Genomic DNA, 26,039 nt, shown 5'->3' with positions numbered 1-26,039 from the left:
TGTTGTAGTGGGTACGAGAATCGAACTCGTATACCATGCGTGAGAGGCATGTATCCTAACCGTTAGATGAACCCACCCTCGCATTTGTCTTGTACACCCTCAGGGATTCGAACCCTGGACCCACTGATTAAGAGTCAGTTGCTCTACCAACTGAGCTAAGAGTGCATCTGGCGGAAGCTGGGGGATTCGAACCCCCGGTACGGTTACCCGTACGTCAGTTTAGCAAACTGGTGGTTTCAGCCACTCACCCAAACTTCCTTTTTTATAACCAGCATTCTTTTCAAATGCGGTGCAAATGTAGGGCAAACTTTTGGACTGTGCAAATCTTTCCTACATATTTTTTTCACCGTTTTCATACAATTTGAGATAACACGTTAACACTCAAACCCTAAAACAAGAAAAAAAATTTGATACATATCAAACCGTCCTTTTCAACCTTTCCTTATCTTTGCGCGATTTTTAAAGTATAGTGCACATACACGGACAATGATACAACAAGAAAGCCTGAAAAAGCGGCTTGCCAAGCTGGCCGCCCCCATTTTTATAGAGACACTTCTCATCATGATGCTCGGTGCGGTGGACACCATCATGCTGAGCCGCCACTCGGACAACAGTGTTGCCGCCGTAGGGGTAGTCAACCAAATTATCATGCTCACTTTCCTCGTTTTCGAAGTCATCAACCTCGGAACGTCCGTTCTGTGTTCCCAGTATCTCGGTGCGAAACTACACAAGAAAGTAGTGCAAGTAGTCGGCGTATCCATCCTCGTCAACCTGGCGGTAGGTATCACGGTCAGCCTGGTACTGTTCTCCTGCGCCCATCCCATCCTCCGGCTGATGGGGCTCACCGCTGAACTGATGCAGGACGGCATGGACTATATGCGTATCGTAGGCGCTTTCGCCTTCTTCCAGGCACTATCCCTCACCCTCTCCGCCTCCCTGCGCAGTGCCAACAAGGCCATCTACCCGATGATGGTCACCGTCGTAGTCAATATCCTAAATATCATCGGCAACTACTCCCTCATCTTCGGTCGCTTCGGCTTTCCGGAACTGGGCGTGGAAGGCGCCGCCATCTCCACAGCCTTCAGCCGGGGTGTCTCCATGATTATACTGTTCGTCATACTGTTCCGCAAGCACATCCACCGTTTCCCACCGGCATACTTCCGCCCTTTTCCGTGGATAGAACTAAAGAACCTGATGAAGGTAGGCCTGCCCTCCGCCGGCGAACAATTGTCGTACAGCTCGTCGCAAGTCGTCATCACCTACTTCATCAACATGCTGGGAGTGGAAGCGCTCGCCACCCGTACCTATTGTGTCAACATCATCATGTTCGCTTATCTGTTCAGCATCTCCATGGCACAAGGCGGAGCCATCTGTATCGGGCATCTGATAGGCGAGAAGAAACCTCACGCAGCCTTCCTTATGGGAAAATACGTCATGAAGAAATCCGTCATGATTACCGTCATGCTGTCCTGCATCCTCGCTCTTTCGGGGCATGCCATCTTTGGCTGGCTCACGTCCAACCCCGACATCATACGTATGGGTGCCACCATCCTTATCATAGATGTACTCCTCGAAATAGGCCGCCCCATCAACATCTTCGCCACCAACGCCCTTCGTGCGGCAGGAGATGTCAATTACCCCTTCTACGTAGGGTTGGTGGTGCAGTGGAGTGTAGCTGTAGGTGTGGGATACCTTTTCGGTTTCCCCCTCGGCTGGGGTATCTGCGGCATGTGGGTAGCCTTCCTGTTGGACGAGAATATCCGCGGCTTCATTTTCGTCCGCCGCTGGTATGGCATGAAATGGGTAAACAAAAGCTTCATCCGGAATTGTTTTTAATTCCAAAAGTCCTATCTTTGCTCCCCGAAAGCAGAAGCGGACCGAACTTTACCGGCCTTACTTACTGAACAAATAAATCATGGTCTTATGGATGCACTATTGAAAGAAACCGTAGATGCCGCTATCAACTCCCGCTATCCGGACATGGCTCCCGAGGGAAGAAGGTTGATAGAGGAAATCCTCATTCGCAAGGAAGTAGAAAAGGGCGCATTATTACTCAATGAAGGGCAAATAAGCCATAATATCGTATTTGTAGGAAAAGGCATGTTGCGCCAATTCTATTATAAAAACGGCAAAGACGTCACCGAACACTTTTCCTATGAAGGCTGCATCATCATCTGCATAGAAAGTACCCTGAAGCAGGAACCCACCCACCTCATGATTGAGGCACTCGAGTCGAGTGTCGTATACCTGCTGCCATACAACAAGCTGTTGACACTTACCGAAATCTCATGGGAAATAAACATGTTCTATCGGAAGATTCTGGAATATTCCCTGATTGTCTCACAGATAAAGGCTGACTCCTGGCGGTTTGAGGCTGCACGCGAGCGCTATAACCAGCTCATGGAACATCAGCCCGAAGTCATCAAGCGGGCTCCCTTGTCGCATATTGCGTCCTATCTGCTGATGACCCCCGAAACACTGAGTCGGGTACGTTCGGGCATACTGTAACCCTCCACCTGTCTGCCCGGAGAATACATAGGGATATTCCTAAAATAATAAAATTTAAGGCAACTAACTTGCAATGAGTTAGTTGCCTTTTTTGTATCTTTAAGCATTCCCCCCAAAAACGGTTTGACGGCCAAAACGGGGGTAATTAAAAATAAAAACACATGGTAAAGATACAAAAAATTTCAGAAATCGAACCTTGTTTAGGTTTTACCGAGTTCGATATGCTTAAAAAATATCGTCAAAGTTTTGTAACGAGTGAATTAGGTCGCCTCCATTCTCTATTCCCTTTCTCGGAACTGGCCCGACAAATGCATTTGAAGTCTTCTCCTTTGGGTCGTAAAAGTTATTTTTCTCCCGAAGGTAAAATAGCCTTGATGGTCCTGAAGTCCTATACCAACTTTTCCGATGCACAACTGATTGAACATTTAAACGGTAATATTCATTACCAGTTGTTTTGTGGTGTTCAGATTGATCCGCTTCATCCGCTGACCAATCCTAAAATCGTCAGTGCGATCCGCCAGTTCCTGACGAATCGCCTTGATGTTGAGTCCCTCCAGCTTATTCTTGCCGGGCATTGGAAACCTTATCTTGAGAACCTTCATGTCTGTATGACCGATACCACCTGTTATGAAAGCCGTCTGCGTTTCCCTACTGATACCAAACTCTTATGGGAAGGTATCGTATGGCTTCATCGTCATCTGTGCAAACATTGCCGGAGATTGCACATACAACGTCCCCGTAACAAGTATCTTGATGTAAGCCGTGCCTACCTTGTTTACAGTAAACTGCGTAAACGCAGGAAATCACAGACCCGTATGATTACACGCAGGCTACTTCAGTTGTTGGAAAAGTTGCTTGACCAGTTGGAGCGGATCCATTCATCCTACGGGAACAGGCTTACACTATCCTCTGATTACCAAAGACGATTCTCGGTCATACAGACGGTTCTTGAGCAAGGGAAGAATTTATTTGCAGGCCAAAAAGTGTCCGACCGTATCGTGAGTATCGACCGGCATTACCTTCGCCCCATTATCAGAGGCAAGGAAACCAAATCCGTTGAATTCGGAGCCAAGGTCAACAATATACAGATAGATGGAATCTCCTTTATAGAACATATCTCCTTTAAGGCTTTTAACGAAGGAGTACGTTTGAAAGACTGTATTCATCTGCAACAACAACTGACCAAGGTTAGGGTTAAGGCGCTTGCAGCGGATTCAATCTATGCCAATAATGCCAACCGGAAATTTTGTACTAAATATCATATAAGTACTTCCTTCAAGCGTAAGGGCAGAGCCGCCAAAGATGAGCCGCTTCGGAGGATCTTACGGTCGGAACTCAGCCGTGAAAGAGCTACCCGGCTGGAAGGAAGCTTTGGAACGCAGAAACAACATTACTCACTGGCCAGGATAAAAGCCAGAAACAGGAAAACGGAAATGCTTTGGATTTTCTTTGGGATACATACGGCCAATGCGGTATGCATGATAGAAAAGGTCGAAAAGAAAAAAAGAACTGCTGCATAATCAGACTAAAATAACAGGAAAAGAGGAGAGGTTTTAACTTCCCCTAAAAAAGACATGTACATAATGCATGGGTGGAAAGGAAAAAATAAGAATATGTAAATAATATTCTATGAAAAGACAGAAAACTGGGGAGGTTCAACGAAAATAATCAAGAGAAAAGCTCACGTAAAGTAAAACTTTTCTCTTAATTTATTAGAAAGAGGAACATTTACGGAATATCCCCAAGTACATCAATACAGACTTCCTTGACCGACTTCCGTAAAGAGCTTCGACAACTTCTCCACCACCGGTTTCATATAACGTTCTCCTTTCTCGGCAGAAGCTTTTTTGGGGTTCCCTACCCCGCTGTCGACTGTAGCCTTATTCCAATGGCGGGGAGCCCAGCCCACCTTTTCATTCAGGGAAGGAATAGCAAACGGTTGGGATTCTCCGTCACCGGCCTCAGCCAGATTCACCAGCTCGGGATGGTAATGCATCATGACGGAAGTCTCAGACTCGCCGGCATGGTCGTCGACAACAGCCTCAAAGTAGTCTTTGGGAGGGACGATGCTGAACCAGTCGGCAGCGATAATCAGAAAATCGGGATACACAAACGCCAGGTCACGAATCATTCCCTTGAAGTTGTTGCCGCCATGACCGCTGAGAATAATCAGCTTGCGCATGCCTTGTGCATAGAGGGAGGCAACTATGTCTTCCAGAATGGCCTGCTGGGTGGAATAGCGGGTATGGATGCAGAACGGAAGTTCGCGCTGCCCCGGATTGTGTGCACCGAAAGGTACGGGAGGCATCACCATGCAGCGTACACCGGAATTCTGTAAAGCCAATGCAGCCGCGTCTACGGCAATGTCATGCGGCAGAATACAATCAGTGAGATAAGGCAGATGCAGATTATGGGGCTCCGTAGCTCCCCAAGGCAGGATGACAACGTCATACTTCACTCCTTTCACCTTTCCATAGCAGGAAACAGTAAGGTCAATTTCTCTTTTTTCCATGATAGTTTATTTTGGGGGTAAATCTTTACCGCAAAAATAAACATTATTCCGTCACATTGAACCTATTGCCGGCGATATTCTTTAGGTGACATACCGGTGTGATGCTTGAAATACTTGCCAAAGAACGACTGGTTGGCAAAGTGCAGCTCGTCCGCAATTTCCTGAATGCTCAGCTCGGAAGACTTCAACAAGGCTTTGGCTTCCAAAACGACGAGACTGTCAATCCATTCGCCTGCCGTCTTTCCGCTGATTTCCTTCACTACGGTGGAAAGGTGCTTGGCGGTGAGGAACATCTTATCGGCATAATAGGACACACTTCGCTCTTCCTTATAGGACTCTGAAACGGCACGGATAAAGCGTTCGAACAAGTCTTCCTTCCTGCTTTTGGGTATGCGCTCCTGAACGGCATGCCCTTGATAGATGTTGTATATCTCATAGAACAGTGCCAGCAGCAATCCCTGGGTGATTTCCTTACGGAAAGGATTGTCCTTCAGCTTCACCTTGCTCCAGAGGAAAGAGTGATACTCCTGGAATGATTGGGATTCCTCCGGAGTGATGTGGACGAAAGGCCGTTCCTTAATCATGAAGAACATGGGGAAAAGCTGTTGCATGGTGGGTATCACCATATCCATAAAATCTTTTGAGACGGCAATGAAAAGTCCGGCAAAGTCATCGGAGCGTTCTCCTTGCAGAACAATCTGGTCGGGAAGGATAATACCCAACATACCTTCCCGCATTTCACATTGCTGCAAGTTGAGTTCCAGTTTGCACCACCCTTTCAGGCAGACAGTCAGGCAAGCAGCATTCAAACGGGTGGGATAAGAGCTCAAAGACATGTCCTTGATGTCATCAAAAATAGCAAAATCATTGCCGATGAAATCGATCATCGGCAAATGATGTATCTGGGAAATATCTACATTTCGTATTCTCTTAGTATCCATGGTTTTTGTGCTTTGGCGACAAATGTAGGACTATTTTGCGGAATTTAGCTCTAAAAATCCTTAAATGGAAACTTTTAGTTCATTATCTTGAAGCCGACAAAGAAGGTTCTCGGCTGCGTAGGTCCGTAGAAATAGCCCGCATCGCGGAATTCCCCTTTATCCAGGTCTTTCTGGAAACTGTTGAAGATATTCTGTACACCCGTATTCAACTGAAGCTTGATATGGTCGTGAAGCACAAAGGTGTAGTTCAGCTTCACATTCAGGTCCAGGAATTGGGGGGTATGCTCCATGCGGTCCGAGGTGATATTGCAGAAGGCACCCTCGGGAGCATCTTCCGGTGCGTAGTGCGGCACAATCATCTTTCCCGTATAAGTGCCGGAAAGGGAGAAATCGAAATTCTTCACCGGTGCCGAGGAGAAAGTGAAGTACCCGTAATAGTCCGGTGTACGGGGCATGCGCTTGGTGGTAAGGTCTTTGCCGTCCACCTTTGTCCAGACTTCTTCATGGGTGTAGCGGCTGCGCTGCGCCGTGAAGCCGAGCTGGAACTGCGCCTCCTTGCCGTGGGCAATCTTCGCATCCAGATTGGCACCGTATACGCGTGCGCCGTTTCCGTTGCGGCGCTCCTTGATGACATCCCCTACTTCGTTCTTGCCGATATCTTCGAGCACAAAGACGTGGCGCAGGTCTGTATAGAAACCCTCCACCAGGATGTTTGCCTGCCAGTGTCCCAGATGGGCAGTCCAGTCCACCGAACCGCTGTAACTGTTGGAGCGTTCTTCACTCAGGTTATCGGCGAGTTTGATTTGGACTCCCTTGCCGCCTACTGCCGTCACGTGCAAGTCCTCATCGTATGCCTGCGGAGCGCGGAAACCGGTAGAGTAAGTCAAGCGTGCCTGAAAATCATCTGCCGGCTTGTAGAGCAGGTTGACGCGGGGGCTGAAAATAAGCTTGTCTATCAGGTTGTGCTTGTCCAGGCGGGCGCCGACCAGCATGGTCAGTACGTTCATCTTCCACTCATTCTGCACGAAGGCGCTGGCAATGCGGACATCCTGCTCCATGTCACGATGATAGCCGGTCATGATGTCGTGCAGGGAGTTGTTCTGATATTCCAGTCCGCCGGTGAAGGTGGCGGGGGCAAAGAAGCAGTTGTCCATATTGCCCACATACATGCCGCCGGCAACCCAGGTCAGGTCTTTCGTCTTGCCGTAAGCATTCATGTTCTTTTGGGCACCATAGTAGCTGTTGCGGTCGGTGTGCTGTATGGAGGTGTAAGCCGAAATCTTATGCTTGTACTCCTTCCAGAACAAATCGTAGCTCACGCCTCCGCTATTGATGATATGCTTGGTCTGCTCGGTGATGTCCGTCTCGTGCGGCTGCAAATCGAATTTGTTGCCTCCGCGACGAAGTTCGTTGGTGGTATGGTATTCCAGATTGATGCGGCTGAAATGCGTAGGACGGTAATAGGCGCGGAAGCCGAAAGTATTCATGTTCAGCTTGCCCAGCTCGGAAAAGCCATCGCCATCGCGGTCGTAGGGGTTGCGGTTGCGGTAACTCTCATAAAAGGCAATGCCGTAAGAGTTATCTTTGGCAACCAGCGACACATTGCCACCCATATATTGCTCCCAGGACTTGCCGTCCATATTGGAGAACATGCTCGATACCTGAAAGGAATTGTTGATGGGGTCTTTGGTTATAATATTGATAGTTCCTCCCACAGCATTGGCGCCAAACAAGGCAGAGCCTCCGCCACGCACCACTTCTACCCGTTCAATCATGTTCACGGGGATTTGCTCCAATCCGTACACACCGCTCAATGCACTGATGATGGGACGGCTGTTTATCAATATCTGCGAATACGGACCTTCCAAGCCATTGATGCGCACCTGGGGGAAACCACAGTTCTGGCAGTTGTTCTCCACACGCAAGCCCGATTGGTAGTTCAGTGTCTTGGCAAGGTCGGTGGAGTTGACCATCTCGAACAATTTGGTACTCATCACATTTACAACTACCGGAGCTGCCTTGCGGCTTACCTCGTTGCGGTTGGCGGATACCACCACTTCATCGGTCATGAAACTCTCCTCTTCCATCGGGAAATGTATGACGGCAGTAAAGTCCTTGCTCACCGTCACCTCCTTCTCTTGGGTCTTGTAACCCACTGCCGACACACGGAGCTTGTATTTTCCCGCCGGAAGCTTGCGGAACTCAAATTGTCCTTCTTCATTGGAAACCGTTCCCTGACCACTGCCGATAATCAAAACCGTGGCATACGGTATATTTTCCTCCGTACCTTTCACTATCACATGGCCGGAAATCATATTGCCTTCTTTTATAGGATTTACGGCAAAAGCTACGCTGGCACTTACCACTGCAAGTACCAACGCCAAAATGTATTGTTTCATCAAATTAGCGCTCTAAATAAAAAAAATAATTCAAGTCTGAAAAAAGATAATCATCCGAGATGCCGCACTTCGTTCACTGAAATGCCGGACTTCGAGACTAAAATGCCTGGTATCTACATACAAAAAATCCAGGCGTTTTTAAACCTAATGACTATGAAAAAAGAGCGGGAGGAGCGCGAAGGGAAAGGGTACGTATCACTTCCCCCTTAACAGTAGGTGTTGCCGGTTTGGCTCTGAGCATGGCCAGCAAAGGACGCATCGGGTGCTGAACCTCATACACATCCACTCCGGAAGAGTAGAATGCCGACAAATGCCCGATAACCAAAAGGGAAGTCTGAGAGTGAGAGTGTGTGCCATGAAAAGGGTGCGAGTGCGTTATCATCACCCCATTCACATAATGGACGTGAGTGAACGCAGTGATACTTGCCTGGTACATGATAAACAGTACCAGCAAGCTCAATGCACCTATAATTTTTTTCTTCTGCTTCACGTCCAAAAACTTATACTATAGATTTTGAGCCGCAAAGATAGTGAATTATTCTTTAACTTTGCCAAACAAGAACTCATAATCACGCTTGGAAGCCGGAGCCGCCCACTCTTCGGGAATAAACTTCCACTGATTCAGCGTACGCGGTTCAATCACCTTCTTCTGCTCAATGTACTGCATCAGATAATAGCGTAAGTCCTTATCCGTAGAGTGGATGATGCGTTCCTTCAATTCATCCTGCGAGATGCCGGCCCCCTTTGTCAGCAATTCGCCGCCACCGTTTCCGCGATAAGAATTCACCGCTACCTTATACATTTTATCCATATCGAACGGAGTACCGTCTGCCATACTGAGAATGGCTACCTTCTCGCCATCCGGCTTGGTCACATCCACCGTGTAGATAATACCCGCCGCAGAATCGAAGTTGAAGCTGAAATTCTTGAATGAGGCCCTATCCGTAGCACCTTCGCGGCGCTTCTCACGGAAGAGAAGGATATGGTCGTCCGGAGACTTCATCCGATTGGTCCACAAATCATACGACATCTCCAAGGCATCGCGTATCTCCTTCCCCGTCAGACGCATGGTGTAAAGCATATTTTCGTACTTATACAGATTGAACATATCGTTCACAAAAATGTCTCCTTTACGGATTTCCGTATCATAGGACAAAGGAGCCGCAAAAGAAATATCCGCTCCGCTGATTGCCAACTGCAATTCGTGGATAAGGTCTATAAAAGCGGAAGAACCGAAATAGGCAGGACGTGTGGAGATAGTCTCGGTAAAGGAACCAATTTTCTTGGAAACAAAATTCTGCACAGCTTCATTTTCGGGGGCAAAGCGTTGCATGAACTCTTCGCTGACGCCGTAGTCTTGCGTATCGGACAGTATGCCGTCTATCTTCTTGTCTATAACTTTACCATCACGCAGTTTCAAGGTTATATCCACATTACTCACAACAACACCGTTGCTGGCAGGGTCCATCACCAGTACCGAGTCACCGGCTATGTTGCACACCCTCTTGCATTCGCGCGCATGGTCGTGCCCCATCAGGACAATATCGAATCCCGGCACGTTGCACGCCACTTCCACCGAAGCGTTTTCGCGATACTTGCCTCCCATCAGCTGGGCATCCTGGCCGGCATGGAACATACCGATAACCAAATCAGGCTTTTCCTGCTCACGGATAATCTTCATCCATTTGCGGGCAGTCTCCTCCATATCGTCGAAACGCAGCCCTTTCCACAGATTCTCTGAAAGCCATACGGGGATGGCAGGAGTTATCATACCGAGAACCACAATTTTCACTCCGTCACGTTCCAGCACCTCATAGGGTTTGAAATGGGTTTCTCCGGTAGCAGTATCCACAATATTGGCACCCAATATCGGAAAACGGCAGTCACCTGCCCAACGGTCGAAAACGGTACGGCCGGTCTCTACGTCATGGTTACCCATATTGCCGGCATTATACCCCATGAAATTCATCATCTCCGCTGCCAGATGAGGGGCAACGGTATCTATGTAATTATAATAATAGGCTGTGGGCTGTCCCTGCAGAATGTCACCATTGTCCAAGAGAATCAGATTTTTGCCATAAGCCTCACGTTCTTTTTGCACCAAAGCATGCACACGTGCCAGACTGCCGGTTGCCTCCCGGCGGCGTATAAAGTCGTAGGGATAGTAGTTGCCGTGTATATCACTGGTCTGTACGACTTTCAGTTTCACCTCTCTTTCCTGCGCAGGCAGTATGCTTGTCAGGACAAAAATCCAGATAAAAAAACAACTAAATCTTTTCATTATATTTCCTTATTTCTTGTCGGTTCTTATAAGTTCATAGGATGGGTAAACATAAACCGCGCTCCATCCGTATAGGCAGGATCTATCCAAATCTCGCCGCCCCACTTCTCAACGGTCAGCTTACAGATGGACAAGCCCAAGCCGGTTCCCTGCACATATTCGTTCAGCTTCTCGAAACGTTCGAACACCCGTTTCTGTTTGTCCAATGGAATGCCGCAACCAGTGTCAGTCACCGAGAATACTGCAACATTCCTCGCCGTATCCGGCTCCAGCTTCAAGGTTATCGTACCTTCTTTTGTAAACTTGTCCGCATTGGAAAGCAGATTTATCACAACCTGCTGTAAACGCTGCACATCCGTCCGCATCTCCACTACCTCACGTTCACACTCAAATAAGAATTGATTGGTCGACCTGCGTGCCTGGGCCACGGAAGCTACTACCTGCTGGCATATCTGCACTACATTGCAGCTCTCCAAAGAAAGGATGACGCGGTCGGCCTCCAAACGGGACACATCCAATATGTCATTAATCAACCGAAGCAGCAAATCAGAGTTGGTCCTAATAATCTCGAAATAGCCACGCTGTTCTTCTTCCGAGGCTCCTCCGGCAGACAGCACGTCCGAGAAGCCCACAATCGCATTCAATGGAGTACGGATTTCGTGGCTCATATTGGCAAGGAAAGCACTCTTCAGACGGCTGGATTCTTCGGCACGGTCTTTTGCTTCGCGCAAGGCACCCTCGGATACCTCCAGTTCATCCTTCAACTTCTTTGTATGATAATAAAAGTAAAGGGAAACGAACAAACCGCCCAACAGCACCAACAGAACAGCACCGACAGACCAGATATGATACTTGTACTGTTCGTAGAAAGAAGGGGTTACGTTCAGCATCTTTACCGGCTGCGGAAGGCCGGTGATATTCAGTTTCTTTTCCTTCACAAGTTTACCGTCCAGTATGGTCTCATTCGGAATGATTTCCATATGGGTCTCACTATCCTGAGGGGTGGTCAGCAGGCGGTAGGACTGTCTTGCCATCTCCTTGCCCAAAGCACGGTAGGCAGGAACGACACCTGCCACAGCCCAATATCCCAAGCCTACGGAACTGAGCGAGAAAGTGGGCAAAGTGGGAGCTGCTTCCATCATGGCGTAGGTTGCATTCCGCATGAAGTAACCATCGTTCATGTCCACACGCCATGTCCCCATCAATATAGCTGTATTTTCCGGTAACTCATGCAATCTGTCACAAATGGTATATATGGTATGGACGCGTCCGTCCAGCAGAATCAGGTTGAGTTCCGGAAACTTCTGCATCTCCTTCACTACATAGGCTTGCATGGCAACGCCGCCATAACTGTTGTCTGAGACAAAAGCGATATTCTTGGTGCCGGGATACATCTGCTTTATCATATTGATGTTGGCCTCCACATCATACTCATAAACGAAGCCAGCCTTGATAGGCGAACTGGGGAAATCCGTGAAGAAGTCGACGGATTCGGGCATCCAGGTCTTTAAGTCGACCGTATCGCCCGGCAACAATATGGCGTTACGGCTGGACAATGCACTTACGACCGGAGTATTGCCGCGTATAGAGTCGGGCAGAGAAAGATAGGCAGCCCAAGCCTCCTGCCCAATAAGGACGGTCAGCGCCGGACTGTTATCGCCCTGGTATTTGGACAATAGCTCCACCATCCTCCGTTCCCAAAGGGGAGATTCGGAGAAGCTTTTGCAGTTCATGTTTTCCAATGCGATGGTGTTTGTCCCGCCCAGGCGTTGGAACTCCTCCATAAAGTCTGAGATGTTGCCGGAAGTACGGCCAGCATCCGGGTTATAGGAACTGATAATCAGTATCGGATGCTCCCCCGTAATAGAGAACACTGGTAACAGACAGCAGAATAATGCTATGATACATGACGATATGGTACGAAACACATCAGTCATGAAGGTCATAGTCATTAATGCCATAAAGTATGGCGTAGGACTTTGCTAAATTTGCTTTTTCAAATTTAGCCATAAATGTGGTGTCACTCTCGGCATTGGTATCACGATGTTTTGCTTCGTTAAAGTCATAAATATCCTTCAGGCCTACGGGAACGCCCTCCTCATCAAAGAAGATTGTCGCACAGCCCAAGGCATAATCAAATTCATCATTCTCATAGAAAGAAATGGTTTGGGAATAATAGACCTTTCCTTTAATGATTACCTTCTGTGGGCCATGAAACAGCTTCTCGCTTGCCGCACGCGAGGCAACAGCCGCTTTCGCAATCCGCTCAAAGACTTCTGACGACACGGTCATAGTTTGACCTTTTTTTGTAAAATACCAAAGCAGGCATTGTTTTTCAAAATCGCTATTCACTTTTGCCATGAAATGCTTCAATACCTCCTCAAGGTTTTTGCCGAAATGTGTTTGAGCCTCATTTTCGGCTGCTTTCACTAACGTATTGATAAATGTAGTGAGCATTTTATCTAAAATCGATTGACCTTTAGCTTCTTCCATATTTATTGTTTATTAGTTCGTTATAGTTGACAAACTTCGCAATAATAAATGATTTTTCCAAGAATATGGGGTTTATTTTCGTACGACGATTGTTTTTCGTACTTTTGGCATCCATTATAAAAAGAGAGAACCGATGATACAACATTTCCACCGCATGATATCTGCCGCCCTCGGCATATCAGAGAAACAAATAGTACAGACCCTCGGATTGCTGAACGATGGTGCCACCATCCCCTTCATCAGCCGCTACCGAAAAGAAGTGACGGGAGGACTGGACGAAGTGCAGATTGAATCCATAAAGACCCACTACGAAAAGCTGAACGAAATCGCCAAACGTAAAGAAACCATCCTGAACACCATACAGGAACAAGGTAAACTGACCACCGAACTTCAGAAACGTATCGAGGAGACTTGGGACAATACCCTACTGGAGGACATCTACCTCCCCTACAAGCCCAAACGGAAAACACGTGCCGAAGCAGCCCGTCAAAAAGGACTGGAACCCCTCGCCACCCTGCTGATGCTGCAACGTGAGCCTCATCCGGAGGAACGCGCCGCCAGTTACGTGAAAGGAGACGTGAAGAACGTGGAAGATGCACTGAAAGGTGCCCGTGACATCATAGCCGAGCATGTTAGCGAAGACGAACGTGCCCGAAACAGCGTGCGCAACGCATTTGCCCGCCAAGGCACACTGACCGCCAAGGTGGTGAAAGGCAAAGAAGAGGAAGCGACCAAATACCGCGACTACTTCGATTGCTCCGAATCGTTGAAGCGATGCAGCTCCCACCGCCTGCTCGCCATCCGGCGTGCCGAAGCGGAAGGCCTGCTGAAAGTCAGCATCAGCCCAGACGATGAGGAGTGCGTGGAACGGCTGGAACGCCAATTCGTGCGGAGCAACAACCCCTGCGGACAGCAAGTGGCGGAAGCCGTGCAGGATTCCTACAAACGCCTATTGAAGCCATCCATAGAGACGGAATTTGCCACGCAAAGTAAGGAACGTGCTGATGAGGAAGCCATCAAGGTATTTGCCGAAAACCTCCGTCAGTTGTTGCTGGCTTCACCACTGGGGCAAAAGCGTGTGATGGGTATAGACCCCGGATTTCGTACGGGTTGTAAAGTTGTGTGCCTCGATGCACAAGGAAATCTGCTCCACAATGAGAACATCTACCCCCACCCTCCGGTCAGCAAGCAGAAAGAGGCATTTGCCAAGCTGCAAATGATGATAGAGTCTTATAAGATAGATGCCGTAGCCATAGGTAACGGAACTGCCAGCCGCGAAACGGAGGAGTTCTTGAAACATCAGCGCTTCAACCGCGACATACAGATATTCATCGTCAGCGAGCAGGGAGCTTCCATCTATTCGGCCTCTAAAATTGCACGGGACGAGTTTCCCGACTACGACGTCACCGTACGCGGTGCTGTGTCCATAGGCAGACGACTGATGGACCCGCTGGCAGAGTTGGTAAAGATTGACCCGAAATCTATTGGTGTGGGGCAATACCAGCATGATGTGGACCAAACCAAGCTGAAAAAATCATTGGACCAGACCGTAGAAAACTGTGTAAACTTGGTAGGTGTCAACCTGAACACCGCAAGCAGCCATCTGCTGACCTACATCTCGGGATTGGGGCCGCAACTGGCACAGAACATTGTGAACTATCGCGCCGAAAACGGTGCCTTCACCTCGCGCAAGGAACTGATGAAAGTACCTCGTATGGGTGCCAAGGCGTTTGAGCAATGTGCCGGCTTCCTACGCATTCCGCAGGCAAAGAATCCGCTGGACAATACTGCCGTACACCCGGAAAGCTATTGCATCGTAGAACAAATGGCAAAGGACTTGGGTTGCAGCGTAGCCGAGCTGATAGCCAACCGGGAGCTGCGTCTGAAGATTAATCCGGAACGCTACCTCTCCCCCACCGTGGGCATGCCGACACTGAAAGACATCCTGCAAGAGCTGGACAAGCCCGGACGTGACCCACGCGGACCGATAAAAATATTTGAATTTGATAAGAACGTGCGCACCATCAGCGACCTGCGCGAAGGCATGGAATTGCCCGGCATCGTAGGAAACATCACCAACTTCGGCGCATTTGTCGATATAGGCATCAAGGAAAACGGACTGGTACACCTCTCCCAACTCGCCGACAGATTCATATCAGACCCTAATGAAGTAGTGTCCATTCATCAACATATACGCGTAAAGGTACTCAGCATAGATATGGACCGGAAACGCATACAGCTGACAATGAAAGGAGTGGAACAGAATTAGTGATTAGGGATTAGTGATTAATGGTTAGTGGTTAATGGTTTCCGTATTAATCATTAATCATTAATCATTAATCCCTAATCACTAATCCCTTATAATAGTGTCTTAAGATAATTACTGTACCAAGCACTAAAAGTAGTGAACACAGAATAGAGCCTTCGAACCCGAAAGTTCCTCCATTTATCAGATTTTCTTCCGGAAAGTGAAGAATCAGCAGATTCTTATTGCTAAATTCATTTCCACTGACTTTATATCCCAAAACAGAACCTTGAATCCAGTTCCAGAACCAATGCAAGGCAATGGGGAAACAGAGGTTACGCGTGTATATATAGGAAGCTCCCAAGAAACAACCCGCCAGCATGATATTCAAAAACGGGACGAAGGCAAAGCTGGGATTGAAAAGATGCATCAACGAAAATAACACCGCAGAGATAAGCAATGCCACAAACTTATTGACGCCTCCATCCAGCATACGCCCTAAAATGAAACCGCGTCCAATAACTTCTTCCGTAACTGCCACTAAAAAATAAAGCAAAAGACTCGACAACAACGAAATGGGAGAAAACAAGACCCCTGCCACTTCCACAGCCCCCAACAATAAAGACAAGCCAAAACCAACTGCATACAAGAACACGACAAACAAAGCTCCGTTCAGCAGGCTTCTGCCCCATCCCTTCAAAGACAAGCCCAAGCTCGAAAAAGGAAGCTTCCTGAAGCCCAGCACCATACAAGCGGCAATAAGCCCACTGGCCAACATCAAGACTTCATTCAACATCATTAAATAGACGCTCATCCCACCAGCTTGTGTCTTCAACTCAGGGAAAGCAATCGCAAAAGGTATGGCAAACAAAAACAGAAAAATCATAAAAAGTACAGTAAACAGTACTATATCAACGAATGCCAGCCAAATACGTTTTGTTTTACTCATAGCAACACACTCTTCCTTCACCGTTTCTTCCGTCTCCATTTGTATCTCATTTTGATTAATATCCGACAAAAATAATAATAAAAAGAAAAAACTTCATGTATTCCTGCCGGTTTCTTCTTATATTTGAAAAATCAATCTGGAATCGACAAACATGAAACTAAGAAAAATACTTTTAGCCGTTGCCGGACTGGCGTTAATGCTGAATGCCTCGGCACAAAAATCCAAAAGATACTACGTGGCCAAACCTGGCACCCTGGTGGAACTGATGACAGAAGCGGAAGCCAATGAAATCACCCAACTGACCCTGCAGGGCAAGCTGAATGCCGTAGATTTCAGGCATCTACGGGATGAATTCAAAAACCTGCAACTGCTGGACATTTCCAATGCCTCCATCAGCATGTATGCAGGCAAGAACGGGACTTATCCAAACCGTTTTTATGTATATCCTGCCAATTGCATTCCGGCATATGCCTTCTGCAAGCAAATGGACGACAGTACCTTCATCGGCAAGGAGACACTGACCAGGATTATCCTTTCCGACAAGACCAAGAACATCGAAGATGCTGCCTTTAAGGGATGCAAAAATCTCAAGATATGCCAGATACGGAAGAAAACGGCTCCCAATCTGTTGTCCGAAGCATTGGCCGATAGCGTTACAGCCATATTTGTTCCATTGGGATGCAGTGACTCCTATCGTACCAAAAAGAAATGGGAGACCTTTGCATTCATTGAAGGAGAACCACTGACAGTAAATGTGCAGATTGGTAAAATGGGCAGCCTTGCCAGCGAACTGTTAAGAGCCGGATTTCAGCCCAAAGACGTTAACTTTCTGACCGTTGAAGGAAAAATGGACGAAGCCGACTTCACATTGATACGCGACTATATGCCCAATCTGGTTTCCATCGACATGACCAACAGTAATGCCACTGCAATTCCCGACTATACTTTCACCCAAAAGAAGTATCTGCTGAACGTACGGCTCCCGCAAGAACTTAGAAGCATCGGACAGCGTGCATTCAGTGGCTGCGGCCGTTTGTGCGGCACGCTGGTGCTTCCTGCCAGTGTAACCGCCATTGAGTACGGAGCATTTATGGGATGCGACAACCTGCGCTATGTGCTTGCCACGGGGAATAAGATTACCACGCTAGGCGACAACCTTTTCGGCGAAAGCCAAGGCAAAATTATATATAAGGAGAAACAATAACTCAGACTATTCCCCGCCTTAATAAGAACAAAGAGACTCTTTTAATAGCAAAAGAAGGTGTGTCAGAATGATAGCTAAAAATCATTCTAACACACCTTCTTCTTTTTTTCAATATCGCACAAGCCTTTATTAAACAAAAAAGATATGAAAGAAGAATCGTTCCATCATGAGGAAAAAATCGTTCCACCATGGTGGAACGATTTTTTCCTCATGATGGAACGATTTAAAATATGCTTATTTAGTCCTTAGCTTCCGTTATCACTTTGTTGCGTACATACGTGCACGCAACTCCTTGATGTGGTCTGAAGTGATGTATTCGTCATACTCCATCATCTTGTCGATAATACCGTTCGGAGTCAATTCGATGATACGGTTGGCAACCGTCTGAATGAACTCGTGGTCGTGGGATGAGAAAAGGATATTGCCTTTATAGGTCTTTAGATTATTGTTGAATGCCTGGATAGACTCCAAGTCGAGGTGATTGGTAGGTGTATCCAGAATCAAGCAATTGGCATTGCGCAGCTGCATACGTGCAATCATGCAACGCATCTTCTCACCTCCCGACAATACGCTTGCTTTCTTCAGCACCTCCTCGCCGGAGAACAGCATACGTCCCAGGAAGCTCTTCATATAGACTTCATTGCCTTCACCGAACTGGCTCAACCAGTCCACCAGATTCAGGTCTGTATTAAAGAATGCAGTATTGTCCAGCGGCAGGTAAGCGGTGGTGATAGTCACACCCCAGTTGAAAGTACCTGCATCCGGTTTCATATTCTCGTTGATAATCTCGAACAGGGCGGTCATGGCACGCGGGTCGTGCGAAAGGAATACAATCTTGTCTCCCTTCTCTACGTTGAAGTTGACGTCGCGGAACAGCACCGTACCATCTTCCAGCGTTTTCGTCAAACCGGAAACTTCCAGAATCTGATTACCCGGTTCGCGTTCGGGCGTAAAGATGATGCCCGGATACTTACGTGATGACGGCTTGATTTCTTCTACATTCAGTTTCTCCAACATCTTCTTGCGGCTGGTAGTCTGCTTGCTCTTTGCCACATTGGCACTGAATCGGCGGATAAACTCTTCCAGCTCTTTCTTCTTCTCCTCGGCCTTTGCCTTCTGGTTCTGCTGCTGACGGAGCGCCAGCTGGCTGGACTCGTACCAGAAGCTATAGTTACCGGCAAAGAGGTTAATCTTTCCGTAGTCGATGTCCACCGTATGCGTACAAACGGAATCGAGGAAGTGACGGTCGTGGCTTACCACCAGCACCGTATGCTCAAAGTTGGAGAGGTACTCTTCCAGCCAAGTCACGGTCTCCATATCCAAGTCATTGGTAGGCTCGTCCAGCAGCAAGTTATCAGGATTTCCATAGAGAGCTTGCGCCAGCATGACACGCACCTTTTCTTTGTTGTTCAACTCACCCATCAACAGATAATGCTTGTCTTCCTTGATACCCAAACCACTCAACAAGGCGGCAGCATCGCTTTCGGCATTCCAGCCGTCCAACTCGGCAAATTTCTCTTCCAATTCGGAAACCTTCAGCCCATCCTCGTCTGTGAAATCCTCTTTGGCATACAGCACTTCACGCTGCTTCATGATATCCCACAACACCGTGTGTCCCATCATCACCGTGTCCATCACCGTAAAAGCATCCCACTTAAAGTGGTCCTGGCTCAAAACGGAAAGACGCTCTCCCGGAGCCAGCATGATGGAGCCCGTCGTAGGGTCCAGCTCCCCGGAAATCGTTTTCAGGAAAGTAGATTTTCCGGCGCCGTTGGCACCGATGATACCATAACAGTTACCACTTGTAAACTTCAGGTTTACGTCATTGAACAACACTCTTTTACCAAACTGTACTGAGACATTAGAGACTGTAATCATCTTTATATTTACGATTTATTTATTTACAATTTACTATTTAATACCTATTAGTCTGCGAATTGCGAGTGCAAAGATAGTTATTTTTCCATGAATAGACACAGAGAAGCGCTGTCAATCTGACATAAAAGTATTACCTTTGCAGCGTTTTCGGCAAAAATATCCGTTTTGGCAAAGTTTTTGCTGGAGCACTAATATCGTATTAACTTAAACCCTTAACAGCAATGAAAGCTAAATCATTTTACAAGAATAATAAGCATAACAATATGAATCCGAAAGAAAAAGAAAACAACCAGGAAGAGGAGCTGAAAACTCAAGCTACTCCTAACGAATGTGACGAAGAAACTGTCGGACAAGAAACTTCACAAGAAAACGAAGCTCCCCTGACAGAAGAAGAAAAGCTCGCCCAGGAACTGGAAAAGGCCAATGAACAGATTGAAGAGCAGAAGGACAAATACCTGCGCTTGTCTGCCGAGTTTGACAATTACCGCAAACGTACCATGAAGGAGAAAGCAGAACTCATCCTGAACGGTGGTGAAAAGAGTATCAGCAGTATCCTACCCATTGTGGATGACTTTGAACGCGCCCTCAAAAACATGGAGACAGCCACCGACGTAGCTGCCGTAAAAGAAGGCGTTGAACTTATCTACAACAAATTCATGTCTGTATTGGGACAAAACGGCGTTAAGGTAATAGAGACAAAGGAACAACCGCTCGATACAGACTATCACGAAGCCATCGCCGTGATTCCGGCACCCAATGAAGCATTGAAAGGCAAAATTCTGGACTGTGTACAAACCGGTTACATCCTAAACGACAAAGTGATCCGTCATGCCAAAGTGGTAGTCGGAGAATAACATAAAACTGTATGGAAAAAAGAGATTACTACGAAGTATTGGAAGTCGAAAAGACAGCAACGGTAGAAGAAATAAAGAAAGCCTATCGCAAGAAAGCCATCCAATATCATCCGGACAAGAATCCGGGCGACAAAACAGCCGAAGAGAAATTCAAGGAAGCGGCAGAGGCATACGACGTACTAAGCAATCCGGACAAGCGTGCCCGCTACGATCAGTTCGGTCATGCCGGACTGGGTGGTGCCGCCGGTAATGGTGGTCCGTTCGGCGGCTTCAGTGGAGGCATGTCCATGGACGACATCTTCTCCATGTTCGGTGACATCTTTGGCGGACACAGTGGAGGAGGTTTCGGCGGTTTTGGAGGTTTCGGCGGAGGCGGTGGAGCACAACAACAACGCCGTTACCGTGGTTCGGACCTGCGTGTCAAGGTGAAACTGAACCTCAAGGAAATCTCTACCGGCGTGGAAAAGAAATTCAAACTGAAGAAATACGTGCCTTGTACCCACTGTCATGGTACGGGAGCCGAAGGTGACGGTGGTTCAGAGACCTGCCCGACTTGTAACGGCAGCGGCACGGTAATCCGTAACCAGCAAACCATACTCGGCACCATGCAGACAAGAACCACCTGCCCGACGTGTGGCGGTGAGGGCAAAATCATCAAGAACAAGTGTAAGGAGTGTGCCGGTGAAGGCATTGTATACGGTGAAGAAGTAGTAACCGTAAAAATTCCGAAAGGCGTTGCAGAAGGTATGCAACTCTCTATGGGAGGAAAAGGAAACGCAGGCAAGCACAACGGCGTGCCGGGAGACCTGCTGATTCTTGTAGAGGAAGAACAAGACCCGAACCTGATACGCGATGAAAACGACTTGATTTACAATCTGCTCCTCAGCTTCCCGACAGCAGCCTTGGGTGGTGCGGTAGAAATTCCCACGATTGATGGAAAGGTGAAAGTAAAAATTGACTCAGGTACGCAACCGGGAAAAGTGCTCCGCCTGCGCGGCAAAGGTTTACCCAACGTGAACGGATACGGCACGGGAGATTTGCTGGTAAATGTCAGCGTATACGTACCCGAAACGCTGAACAAGGATGAGAAGAAGGCGCTGGAGGAGATGGAAGAATCGGATAACTTCAAGCCAAATACTTCGATTAAGGAGAAAATATTCAAGAAGTTCAAGAGTCTGTTCGACTGAAAATATGGTGCATAAAGAAGCCTCCCGGTATACAATAAAAAATATCGGGAGGCTTTCCTATGTTTTTTTATCGGGAAAATGTTAAAGTTCCAACATCCGCTTCATAAAAGCCTTTATTCCTTCCGTATCAGAAGTCTGAGGAGCCCACGAAGCCAAATCCTCTGAGGGTAGAGGCTGATATGGGCCTTTTTTAATTTCAAAAATAACGGTACCTGACTCCAAGGCAATAATACTATGCCATGTATTAGAAGGAATTTCCAGACCATATTTACCTTCCGAAGGATTGAGGCATACCTTATCTGTTACATTACCGGCATCATCATAAAAAAATGCCAGCAGACTTCCACGCAAAACCAGATAAGTTTCTTCCTTACCTGTATGACGGTGAGGAGGAAGATAAGTTCCCGGTTCCAAAGCATTCAGCAACCGATGAATAGGAGCATCCATAGACGCATGAAAATTATAATTCATACGTAAACGGGAGTTCTCCTTAGCTCGTGAAGTAACGGTATCCAGCAGCTCTTCTGTTATCAGCTTCATCATAACTTCAGCAATTGGGCAAACTTGGCAGGAAGTTCTGCTTTGCCCGCCTCAATAGACAAACTTTTTCCTTCATTATCTACTAATATAGCAGCCTTCTGCGAGGAAGCCAATGAGGTAACTTCCGACACATTACCGGCAACAAACAAACATCCGGAAAAAAGAGGAGTAATCACCTTTCGGGTATGCCCTTTCCATTTTACAAACACAGCCTGCATCGGGCAATATGTAGTATATCCCGCAGCATTCAAACGCTGCATCAACTTATGTTCAGACTTGGGTGCTGTGTACAATGCATGCCAGCACATCATATCATTATCCGTCATCATATTGTTTGCTTTTTCCATCCCTTTAATAAATCTTTTACAAATAATATCCATCCCACACTGCCGACACCTGCCAAGAACATGAAGCCGATCAAAATCATCAATTTATTGGGCTTTGCAGGCTTCAAAGGTACCGTAGCCGGCTGGACAACCGTATATACCGGTGTAATCTCCTGCACCTTAGCTCTTGCCATCTGCAATTGTTGAGACACTTGTGTATATACTTGATAGGCTAAATTCATTTCATTCTGTAAACGCTCTTGCTCTGCGCGATAACTCAGTAATATTATATTCTGGTTTGCATCTACAAAATTTGCGTATTTCTTCTGGGCATCCTCATAACTGGCCTTTGCTTCTCCATAAAGTTTTTCGGTAAATGCCAAATCATGACGAGCCTTATTAGTCCGATAATCTGTGATGTAGTTCTGCAGGCAATGCATCACGGTATCCGTCAGCGAAGCAGATATCAAAGGATCCTGCATAGTAACAGACAAGGTTGTCACACCTGTCTTTTTGTCTACGGAAACAGAGATACGTTTACTTAAAGCATCTGCAATGGCAGACTCATCTCTAGTAAGACGAAAAGGATCCAGCTTTGCGTCCCCCTCTTCCGGTTCATCCTTAAACAAAGACAATGTCCATCCTAACACCTTAAAAGGAGCGGAGAAAATTGCACTCCACCAAGGAGAACGCTGTTCTTCTTTCAAATAAGCATATAAAGTCGTGTCTACTTTTGCTTTCTGATCCTTGACTTTAACATCGAACAGTTCAATCAGAAAAGGAGTAGAACTTACAATATCAGGATAAAGTTCGGGTGACAAAGCATCCTCACCAGAAGAAGTGCCCAAATTGATACCCGCCATGGCTGCAAGGGCTCCCATACTTCCACCACCAGATTTGCCACCACTCTCCGGAGCCAATGTCACACTTGTAGAGTACTCCTTAGGAATACTAAATGCAACAACCAGTCCTACAAGAGCAGCGATACCACACGCCTTAAAAACCAATTTGCGACTAGCCCATACTTTCTGGGCCAGTTCTATCAAATCTATTTCTTGTTCCTCAGGTTGTGGAGAGGTTATGTTTTGTATTCTTTCTTCGCTCATAATTCAAATTACTTAAAGAGATTAACCATAGTCGCAATCATCGCTGCAATAGAAGCTGTCGTACTTCCCATTCCCAGAATTTCAGCAGTAGTCATCTTCTTTTTCTGTTCTTTACTTGGAACAATTATTTCACAACCAGGTTCAATGGCTTTCTTGTTCCCTGCTTTTAAACGAGAAACTGTACCATTCATGTATATTACATAGACCTTACGTTTCTTGGCATCATTACCAAAACCACCAGCTTGATTGATGTAATATTTCAAGCTTTCACCCTTTTTATATAAAACTGTATTCGGATACATTACAGCACCGTTGATTTTCACTGTACTTACGTACTCCGGAACAAATAATACATCTCCCTCGCGAAGCACCATATCAGCATCTGAACCAGGATTTTTCAAGGCCTCTCCCAGATTTATACCTACAGAATAGGTATCGGACAAATCCAATCTTTTTACAGATATGGAATCTCCGCCTCCCGCTTGCGCCATACGCAGAGCATCTTCCTTACGGCGGAATTCTTCTTCGGTCATCCTACGTATAAGACGCGCTCCTTTTATATAAGCATCGGGAGTCACTCCACCAGCCTTAGCTATCAAGTCACTCAAACGTTCATTTTTTTTCGATAGTGCATAATTACCGCTAAAAAGAACTTCTCCTCCCACCATAACATTCTGTTGTTTAAAATAAGACGGACTCTTACGAATATAAACTTCATCAAAAGGTTCAAGATGGAAATCCTGGCTTCCTTCTCCCACCAATAAGCCATCTTTCAAATCAAAAGAGAAATTCTGGCCTACTGTAGTACTGAAAGATGTACTCTTCGTATCTTTCATACGCCGTGCCACTTCAACTTTCGTCGTAGCCGCTGCCTCCAACAAGCCACCAGCCTGCAACACCAAATCCTCTACTGTCATTTTATCAGAATAGAGATATGTACCCGGATTGGCAACTTCACCATGAATGGTAAGTGTAGCTTCTTCCTTCAAGTCATGAATACTTGGAATATATAAAATGTCATTCTTCTGCAAAGGAATATCTGCAGCCGTCCCGTTCAGCAAACCTTTCACATCTACTTGTATAACCTCATGCGACAAGTCTTCAAGTTCACGATCGATTATAGCACGGTTTAAGAATGCATCTCCGCGAAGTCCTTCCGCTTTCTTAATCAGCTGCTTCACTGTATTCATCGTACCGTCCAACTGATACAAACCTTCACGATATACAGCACCGCGGATTTCCACACGATTCTCAAAACGCTGTAAAACGGAATCAACCGTTATCTTATCACCGTCATCTACGCGGAATACGGAATAATCCATCTCATCCACATTATAAATTTGATGCTCACGTCCACTTTTACGGATTATACGTAATGCTTTCTTATAAGCATCACCCGTAAAACCACCTGAATACTTCAATAATGTACCTACGGTTTCAGTGGGTTTCATTTCATAAAACATCGGACGTTTTACCTTACCTAATATCTGTACCAGTGACTGGTAAGGATCCACAAGAATTACATCACCATCCTGCAGACGGATGTCATCCTTCATTTTTCCTTTCATAAGTAAATCGTAAACATCCAAATCCGCTATTGTATTTCCATTGCGAATCACTTTAATACTGCGCAAACTACCAATCGGGTTCACACCACCTGCACGATATAAAGCATGAAATACGGAAGCAAATGATGAGAGGGTATAAGTTCCGGGTACCACAACTTCACCCATAACGTTTACTTGAATAGAACGTATTTCTCCTAATGTCAGTTTAACTTGGGTAGACGGAACATTTCCGGTTACTCCGGAATATATTCTGGCAAATTCTTGTTTCAAATAATTATTGGCTTCCTTTACAGTTTTGCCACTCAGATAAACCGGTCCTAAATTATTCACAAGAATACTTCCTTCCGGAGAGATTGTTTGTCGAATCGTTGTTTCAGAAGCTCCCCACACATCAATAATCACCTCGTCACCAGGCCCCAGACGATAATTCTCGGGAGTAGCAACATTCACATTGGGTTCGAAAGTCAAATTATCGTTAGTAAAAATATTATGACCATAAATTTGCGAAGTCGGATCCTCTGTTTCCTTCTCTTGAGACAAGGAACGATTATCCATCATTTGTAAAGAATCCCCTGCAACATCCGTTTGTCTGGCAGAATAAGTTTCCGAAGTTGTACGCAGCCCTTTGACTACGCCACTCATTTCACCACGTTGACGAGAACGCTTCTCATCTTGGGTATTGCTCTGCGGACTTCCAGATTTAGAGTTTTCATACTTTTTCTGAATTCTTTCAACTTGTTCCTTTGTCACTCCCCGCCGCATTAATTCAGTAGTAATCTGCTTTTGATTTTTGCCCATCTGCTGAGCGCTTTTTACATACTGAACAACCTGATCATCTGACATCTGCTGAGCAAAAGCTACCCCTGACAAAGTAAATACCAAAAAGAATAGTGTTATTAATCTACGCATAAGATATTCTGATTAATCTTTTGAGTTCTTGTAATAAATATAAATCGGGCACAAAGGTAATATATTATTTTTATAATATACATTTATTCCACCTCTAAGTTTCAGAAAAAGCATTAAAAAGCTGTCACTTTCACGTCTT

The 26,039-nt window shown here is 46.4% G+C and carries 20 protein-coding genes and 3 tRNA genes; 7 read left to right on the top strand and 16 right to left on the bottom strand.

Annotation, left to right across the window (positions count from 1 at the left end):
* Positions 1 to 5: 5 nt before the first annotated feature.
* The 3 genes from DXD78_RS02695 to DXD78_RS02685 all read right to left on the bottom strand — a co-directional run bounded on the left by DXD78_RS02695 (position 6) and on the right by DXD78_RS02685 (position 258).
* Positions 6 to 77 (bottom strand) — tRNA-Glu (locus DXD78_RS02695).
* 15 nt (positions 78 to 92) lie between these two features.
* A tRNA-Lys gene (locus DXD78_RS02690) sits at positions 93 to 165 on the bottom strand.
* 3 nt (positions 166 to 168) lie between these two features.
* A tRNA-Ser gene (locus tag DXD78_RS02685) sits at positions 169 to 258 on the bottom strand.
* A 228-nt stretch (positions 259 to 486) separates the two neighbouring features.
* On the opposite strand from DXD78_RS02685, the gene DXD78_RS02680 reads away from it, so the two are divergent.
* The 3 genes from DXD78_RS02680 to DXD78_RS02670 all read left to right on the top strand — a co-directional run bounded on the left by DXD78_RS02680 (position 487) and on the right by DXD78_RS02670 (position 4,028).
* The gene (locus DXD78_RS02680; protein ID WP_009036865.1) at positions 487 to 1,836 is read left to right on the top strand and encodes an MATE family efflux transporter; all 1,350 of its coding nucleotides are present in this window, start codon (positions 487 to 489) and stop codon (positions 1,834 to 1,836) included.
* 87 nt (positions 1,837 to 1,923) lie between these two features.
* On the top strand, positions 1,924 to 2,508 hold the full coding sequence (locus tag DXD78_RS02675) for a Crp/Fnr family transcriptional regulator (protein WP_009036864.1): 585 nt from the start codon (positions 1,924 to 1,926) through the stop codon (positions 2,506 to 2,508).
* 161 nt (positions 2,509 to 2,669) lie between these two features.
* On the top strand, positions 2,670 to 4,028 hold the full coding sequence (locus tag DXD78_RS02670) for a transposase (protein WP_009036863.1): 1,359 nt from the start codon (positions 2,670 to 2,672) through the stop codon (positions 4,026 to 4,028).
* Positions 4,029 to 4,258: 230 nt separating this feature from the next.
* Here the strand turns inward: DXD78_RS02670 and DXD78_RS02665 are convergent, their stop codons facing one another.
* The 7 genes from DXD78_RS02665 to DXD78_RS02635 all read right to left on the bottom strand — a co-directional run bounded on the left by DXD78_RS02665 (position 4,259) and on the right by DXD78_RS02635 (position 13,134).
* Complete coding sequence (locus DXD78_RS02665) at positions 4,259 to 5,020, bottom strand: creatininase family protein (RefSeq protein ID WP_009036862.1); 762 nt, start codon at positions 5,018 to 5,020, stop codon at positions 4,259 to 4,261.
* A 62-nt stretch (positions 5,021 to 5,082) separates the two neighbouring features.
* The gene (locus DXD78_RS02660; protein ID WP_009036861.1) at positions 5,083 to 5,961 is read right to left on the bottom strand and encodes an AraC family transcriptional regulator; all 879 of its coding nucleotides are present in this window, start codon (positions 5,959 to 5,961) and stop codon (positions 5,083 to 5,085) included.
* Between the two features lie 74 nt (positions 5,962 to 6,035).
* The gene (locus tag DXD78_RS02655) at positions 6,036 to 8,360 is read right to left on the bottom strand and encodes a TonB-dependent receptor (RefSeq protein WP_009036860.1); all 2,325 of its coding nucleotides are present in this window, start codon (positions 8,358 to 8,360) and stop codon (positions 6,036 to 6,038) included.
* Between the two features lie 151 nt (positions 8,361 to 8,511).
* Positions 8,512 to 8,850 carry a hypothetical protein gene (locus DXD78_RS02650; protein ID WP_009036859.1) on the bottom strand — a complete coding sequence of 113 codons (339 nt, stop codon included), beginning with the start codon at positions 8,848 to 8,850 and terminating at the stop codon, positions 8,512 to 8,514.
* A 45-nt stretch (positions 8,851 to 8,895) separates the two neighbouring features.
* On the bottom strand, positions 8,896 to 10,641 hold the full coding sequence (locus tag DXD78_RS02645; RefSeq protein ID WP_009036858.1) for a bifunctional UDP-sugar hydrolase/5'-nucleotidase: 1,746 nt from the start codon (positions 10,639 to 10,641) through the stop codon (positions 8,896 to 8,898).
* Between the two features lie 26 nt (positions 10,642 to 10,667).
* On the bottom strand, positions 10,668 to 12,578 hold the full coding sequence (locus tag DXD78_RS02640; RefSeq protein ID WP_034528967.1) for a HAMP domain-containing sensor histidine kinase: 1,911 nt from the start codon (positions 12,576 to 12,578) through the stop codon (positions 10,668 to 10,670).
* Positions 12,571 to 13,134: a hypothetical protein gene (locus DXD78_RS02635; protein WP_008663017.1), complete on the bottom strand. Its 564-nt coding sequence runs from the start codon at positions 13,132 to 13,134 to the stop codon at positions 12,571 to 12,573. The genes DXD78_RS02640 and DXD78_RS02635 overlap by 8 nt, the downstream gene beginning before the upstream one ends.
* A gap of 133 nt (positions 13,135 to 13,267) precedes the next feature.
* Between DXD78_RS02635 and DXD78_RS02630 the strand changes: the two genes are divergently transcribed.
* Positions 13,268 to 15,403 carry a Tex family protein gene (locus tag DXD78_RS02630; protein WP_009036856.1) on the top strand — a complete coding sequence of 712 codons (2,136 nt, stop codon included), beginning with the start codon at positions 13,268 to 13,270 and terminating at the stop codon, positions 15,401 to 15,403.
* Between the two features lie 67 nt (positions 15,404 to 15,470).
* Here DXD78_RS02630 and DXD78_RS02625 read toward each other — a convergent pair whose 3' ends face one another.
* Complete coding sequence (locus DXD78_RS02625; protein WP_009036855.1) at positions 15,471 to 16,367, bottom strand: CPBP family intramembrane glutamic endopeptidase; 897 nt, start codon at positions 16,365 to 16,367, stop codon at positions 15,471 to 15,473.
* Positions 16,368 to 16,479: 112 nt separating this feature from the next.
* Here DXD78_RS02625 and DXD78_RS02620 point away from each other — a divergent pair, with 112 nt between their 5' ends.
* Positions 16,480 to 17,532 (top strand): leucine-rich repeat domain-containing protein, encoded by a 1,053-nt coding sequence (locus DXD78_RS02620; protein WP_009036854.1) that lies wholly within the window; start codon positions 16,480 to 16,482, stop codon positions 17,530 to 17,532.
* Between the two features lie 258 nt (positions 17,533 to 17,790).
* Here the strand turns inward: DXD78_RS02620 and DXD78_RS02615 are convergent, their stop codons facing one another.
* Complete coding sequence (locus tag DXD78_RS02615) at positions 17,791 to 19,410, bottom strand: ABC-F family ATP-binding cassette domain-containing protein (RefSeq protein ID WP_005827934.1); 1,620 nt, start codon at positions 19,408 to 19,410, stop codon at positions 17,791 to 17,793.
* A 221-nt stretch (positions 19,411 to 19,631) separates the two neighbouring features.
* Here DXD78_RS02615 and DXD78_RS02610 point away from each other — a divergent pair, with 221 nt between their 5' ends.
* A complete protein-coding gene (locus tag DXD78_RS02610; RefSeq protein WP_005827933.1) occupies positions 19,632 to 20,264 on the top strand; it encodes a nucleotide exchange factor GrpE in 633 nt (210 codons plus the stop codon).
* A gap of 11 nt (positions 20,265 to 20,275) precedes the next feature.
* Positions 20,276 to 21,451, top strand: coding sequence for a molecular chaperone DnaJ (gene dnaJ / locus DXD78_RS02605; RefSeq protein WP_005827932.1), 1,176 nt, complete (start codon positions 20,276 to 20,278; stop codon positions 21,449 to 21,451).
* An 81-nt stretch (positions 21,452 to 21,532) separates the two neighbouring features.
* Here the strand turns inward: dnaJ and DXD78_RS02600 are convergent, their stop codons facing one another.
* Genes DXD78_RS02600 through DXD78_RS02585 form a run of 4 tightly spaced genes read right to left on the bottom strand, consistent with a single transcriptional unit; the run spans position 21,533 to position 25,900 of the window.
* Complete coding sequence (locus tag DXD78_RS02600; protein WP_009036853.1) at positions 21,533 to 21,994, bottom strand: WbuC family cupin fold metalloprotein; 462 nt, start codon at positions 21,992 to 21,994, stop codon at positions 21,533 to 21,535.
* On the bottom strand, positions 21,991 to 22,338 hold the full coding sequence (locus tag DXD78_RS02595) for a UpxY family transcription antiterminator (RefSeq protein WP_005827910.1): 348 nt from the start codon (positions 22,336 to 22,338) through the stop codon (positions 21,991 to 21,993). The genes DXD78_RS02600 and DXD78_RS02595 overlap by 4 nt, the downstream gene beginning before the upstream one ends.
* Positions 22,317 to 23,423, bottom strand: coding sequence for a Wzz/FepE/Etk N-terminal domain-containing protein (locus tag DXD78_RS02590; protein WP_005836078.1), 1,107 nt, complete (start codon positions 23,421 to 23,423; stop codon positions 22,317 to 22,319). Before DXD78_RS02590 ends, DXD78_RS02595 begins: the two co-directional genes overlap by 22 nt.
* Positions 23,424 to 23,431: 8 nt before the next feature.
* Positions 23,432 to 25,900: an SLBB domain-containing protein gene (locus DXD78_RS02585; protein ID WP_009036852.1), complete on the bottom strand. Its 2,469-nt coding sequence runs from the start codon at positions 25,898 to 25,900 to the stop codon at positions 23,432 to 23,434.
* Between the last annotated feature and the right edge of the window lie 139 nt (positions 25,901 to 26,039).

It is taken from the genome of Bacteroides sp. D20, assembly GCF_003436255.1.
Lineage (GTDB): Bacteria > Bacteroidota > Bacteroidia > Bacteroidales > Bacteroidaceae > Bacteroides > Bacteroides uniformis.
The sequence above is the reverse complement of the archived record's forward strand: the minus strand, read 5'-3'. Positions and strand labels throughout refer to the sequence as shown.

Bases quoted from the DNA above. Each gene is read 5' to 3' on its own strand.
- DXD78_RS02590 (WP_005836078.1), bottom strand. From the start codon at position 23,423: ATGAGCGAAGAAAGAATACAAAACATAACCTCTCCACAACCTGAGGAA.
- DXD78_RS02680 (WP_009036865.1), top strand. From the start codon at position 487: ATGATACAACAAGAAAGCCTGAAAAAGCGGCTTGCCAAGCTGGCCGCC.
- DXD78_RS02620 (WP_009036854.1), top strand. From the start codon at position 16,480: ATGAAACTAAGAAAAATACTTTTAGCCGTTGCCGGACTGGCGTTAATG.
- DXD78_RS02645 (WP_009036858.1), bottom strand. From the start codon at position 10,641: ATGAAAAGATTTAGTTGTTTTTTTATCTGGATTTTTGTCCTGACAAGC.
- DXD78_RS02665 (WP_009036862.1), bottom strand. From the start codon at position 5,020: ATGGAAAAAAGAGAAATTGACCTTACTGTTTCCTGCTATGGAAAGGTG.
- DXD78_RS02640 (WP_034528967.1), bottom strand. From the start codon at position 12,578: ATGACTGATGTGTTTCGTACCATATCGTCATGTATCATAGCATTATTC.
- DXD78_RS02670 (WP_009036863.1), top strand. From the start codon at position 2,670: ATGGTAAAGATACAAAAAATTTCAGAAATCGAACCTTGTTTAGGTTTT.
- dnaJ (WP_005827932.1), top strand. From the start codon at position 20,276: ATGGAAAAAAGAGATTACTACGAAGTATTGGAAGTCGAAAAGACAGCA.
- DXD78_RS02595 (WP_005827910.1), bottom strand. From the start codon at position 22,338: ATGGAAAAAGCAAACAATATGATGACGGATAATGATATGATGTGCTGG.
- DXD78_RS02655 (WP_009036860.1), bottom strand. From the start codon at position 8,360: ATGAAACAATACATTTTGGCGTTGGTACTTGCAGTGGTAAGTGCCAGC.
- DXD78_RS02635 (WP_008663017.1), bottom strand. From the start codon at position 13,134: ATGGAAGAAGCTAAAGGTCAATCGATTTTAGATAAAATGCTCACTACA.
- DXD78_RS02610 (WP_005827933.1), top strand. From the start codon at position 19,632: ATGAAAGCTAAATCATTTTACAAGAATAATAAGCATAACAATATGAAT.
- DXD78_RS02585 (WP_009036852.1), bottom strand. From the start codon at position 25,900: ATGCGTAGATTAATAACACTATTCTTTTTGGTATTTACTTTGTCAGGG.
- DXD78_RS02625 (WP_009036855.1), bottom strand. From the start codon at position 16,367: ATGGAGACGGAAGAAACGGTGAAGGAAGAGTGTGTTGCTATGAGTAAA.
- DXD78_RS02600 (WP_009036853.1), bottom strand. From the start codon at position 21,994: ATGATGAAGCTGATAACAGAAGAGCTGCTGGATACCGTTACTTCACGA.
- DXD78_RS02615 (WP_005827934.1), bottom strand. From the start codon at position 19,410: ATGATTACAGTCTCTAATGTCTCAGTACAGTTTGGTAAAAGAGTGTTG.
- DXD78_RS02675 (WP_009036864.1), top strand. From the start codon at position 1,924: ATGGATGCACTATTGAAAGAAACCGTAGATGCCGCTATCAACTCCCGC.
- DXD78_RS02630 (WP_009036856.1), top strand. From the start codon at position 13,268: ATGATACAACATTTCCACCGCATGATATCTGCCGCCCTCGGCATATCA.
- DXD78_RS02660 (WP_009036861.1), bottom strand. From the start codon at position 5,961: ATGGATACTAAGAGAATACGAAATGTAGATATTTCCCAGATACATCAT.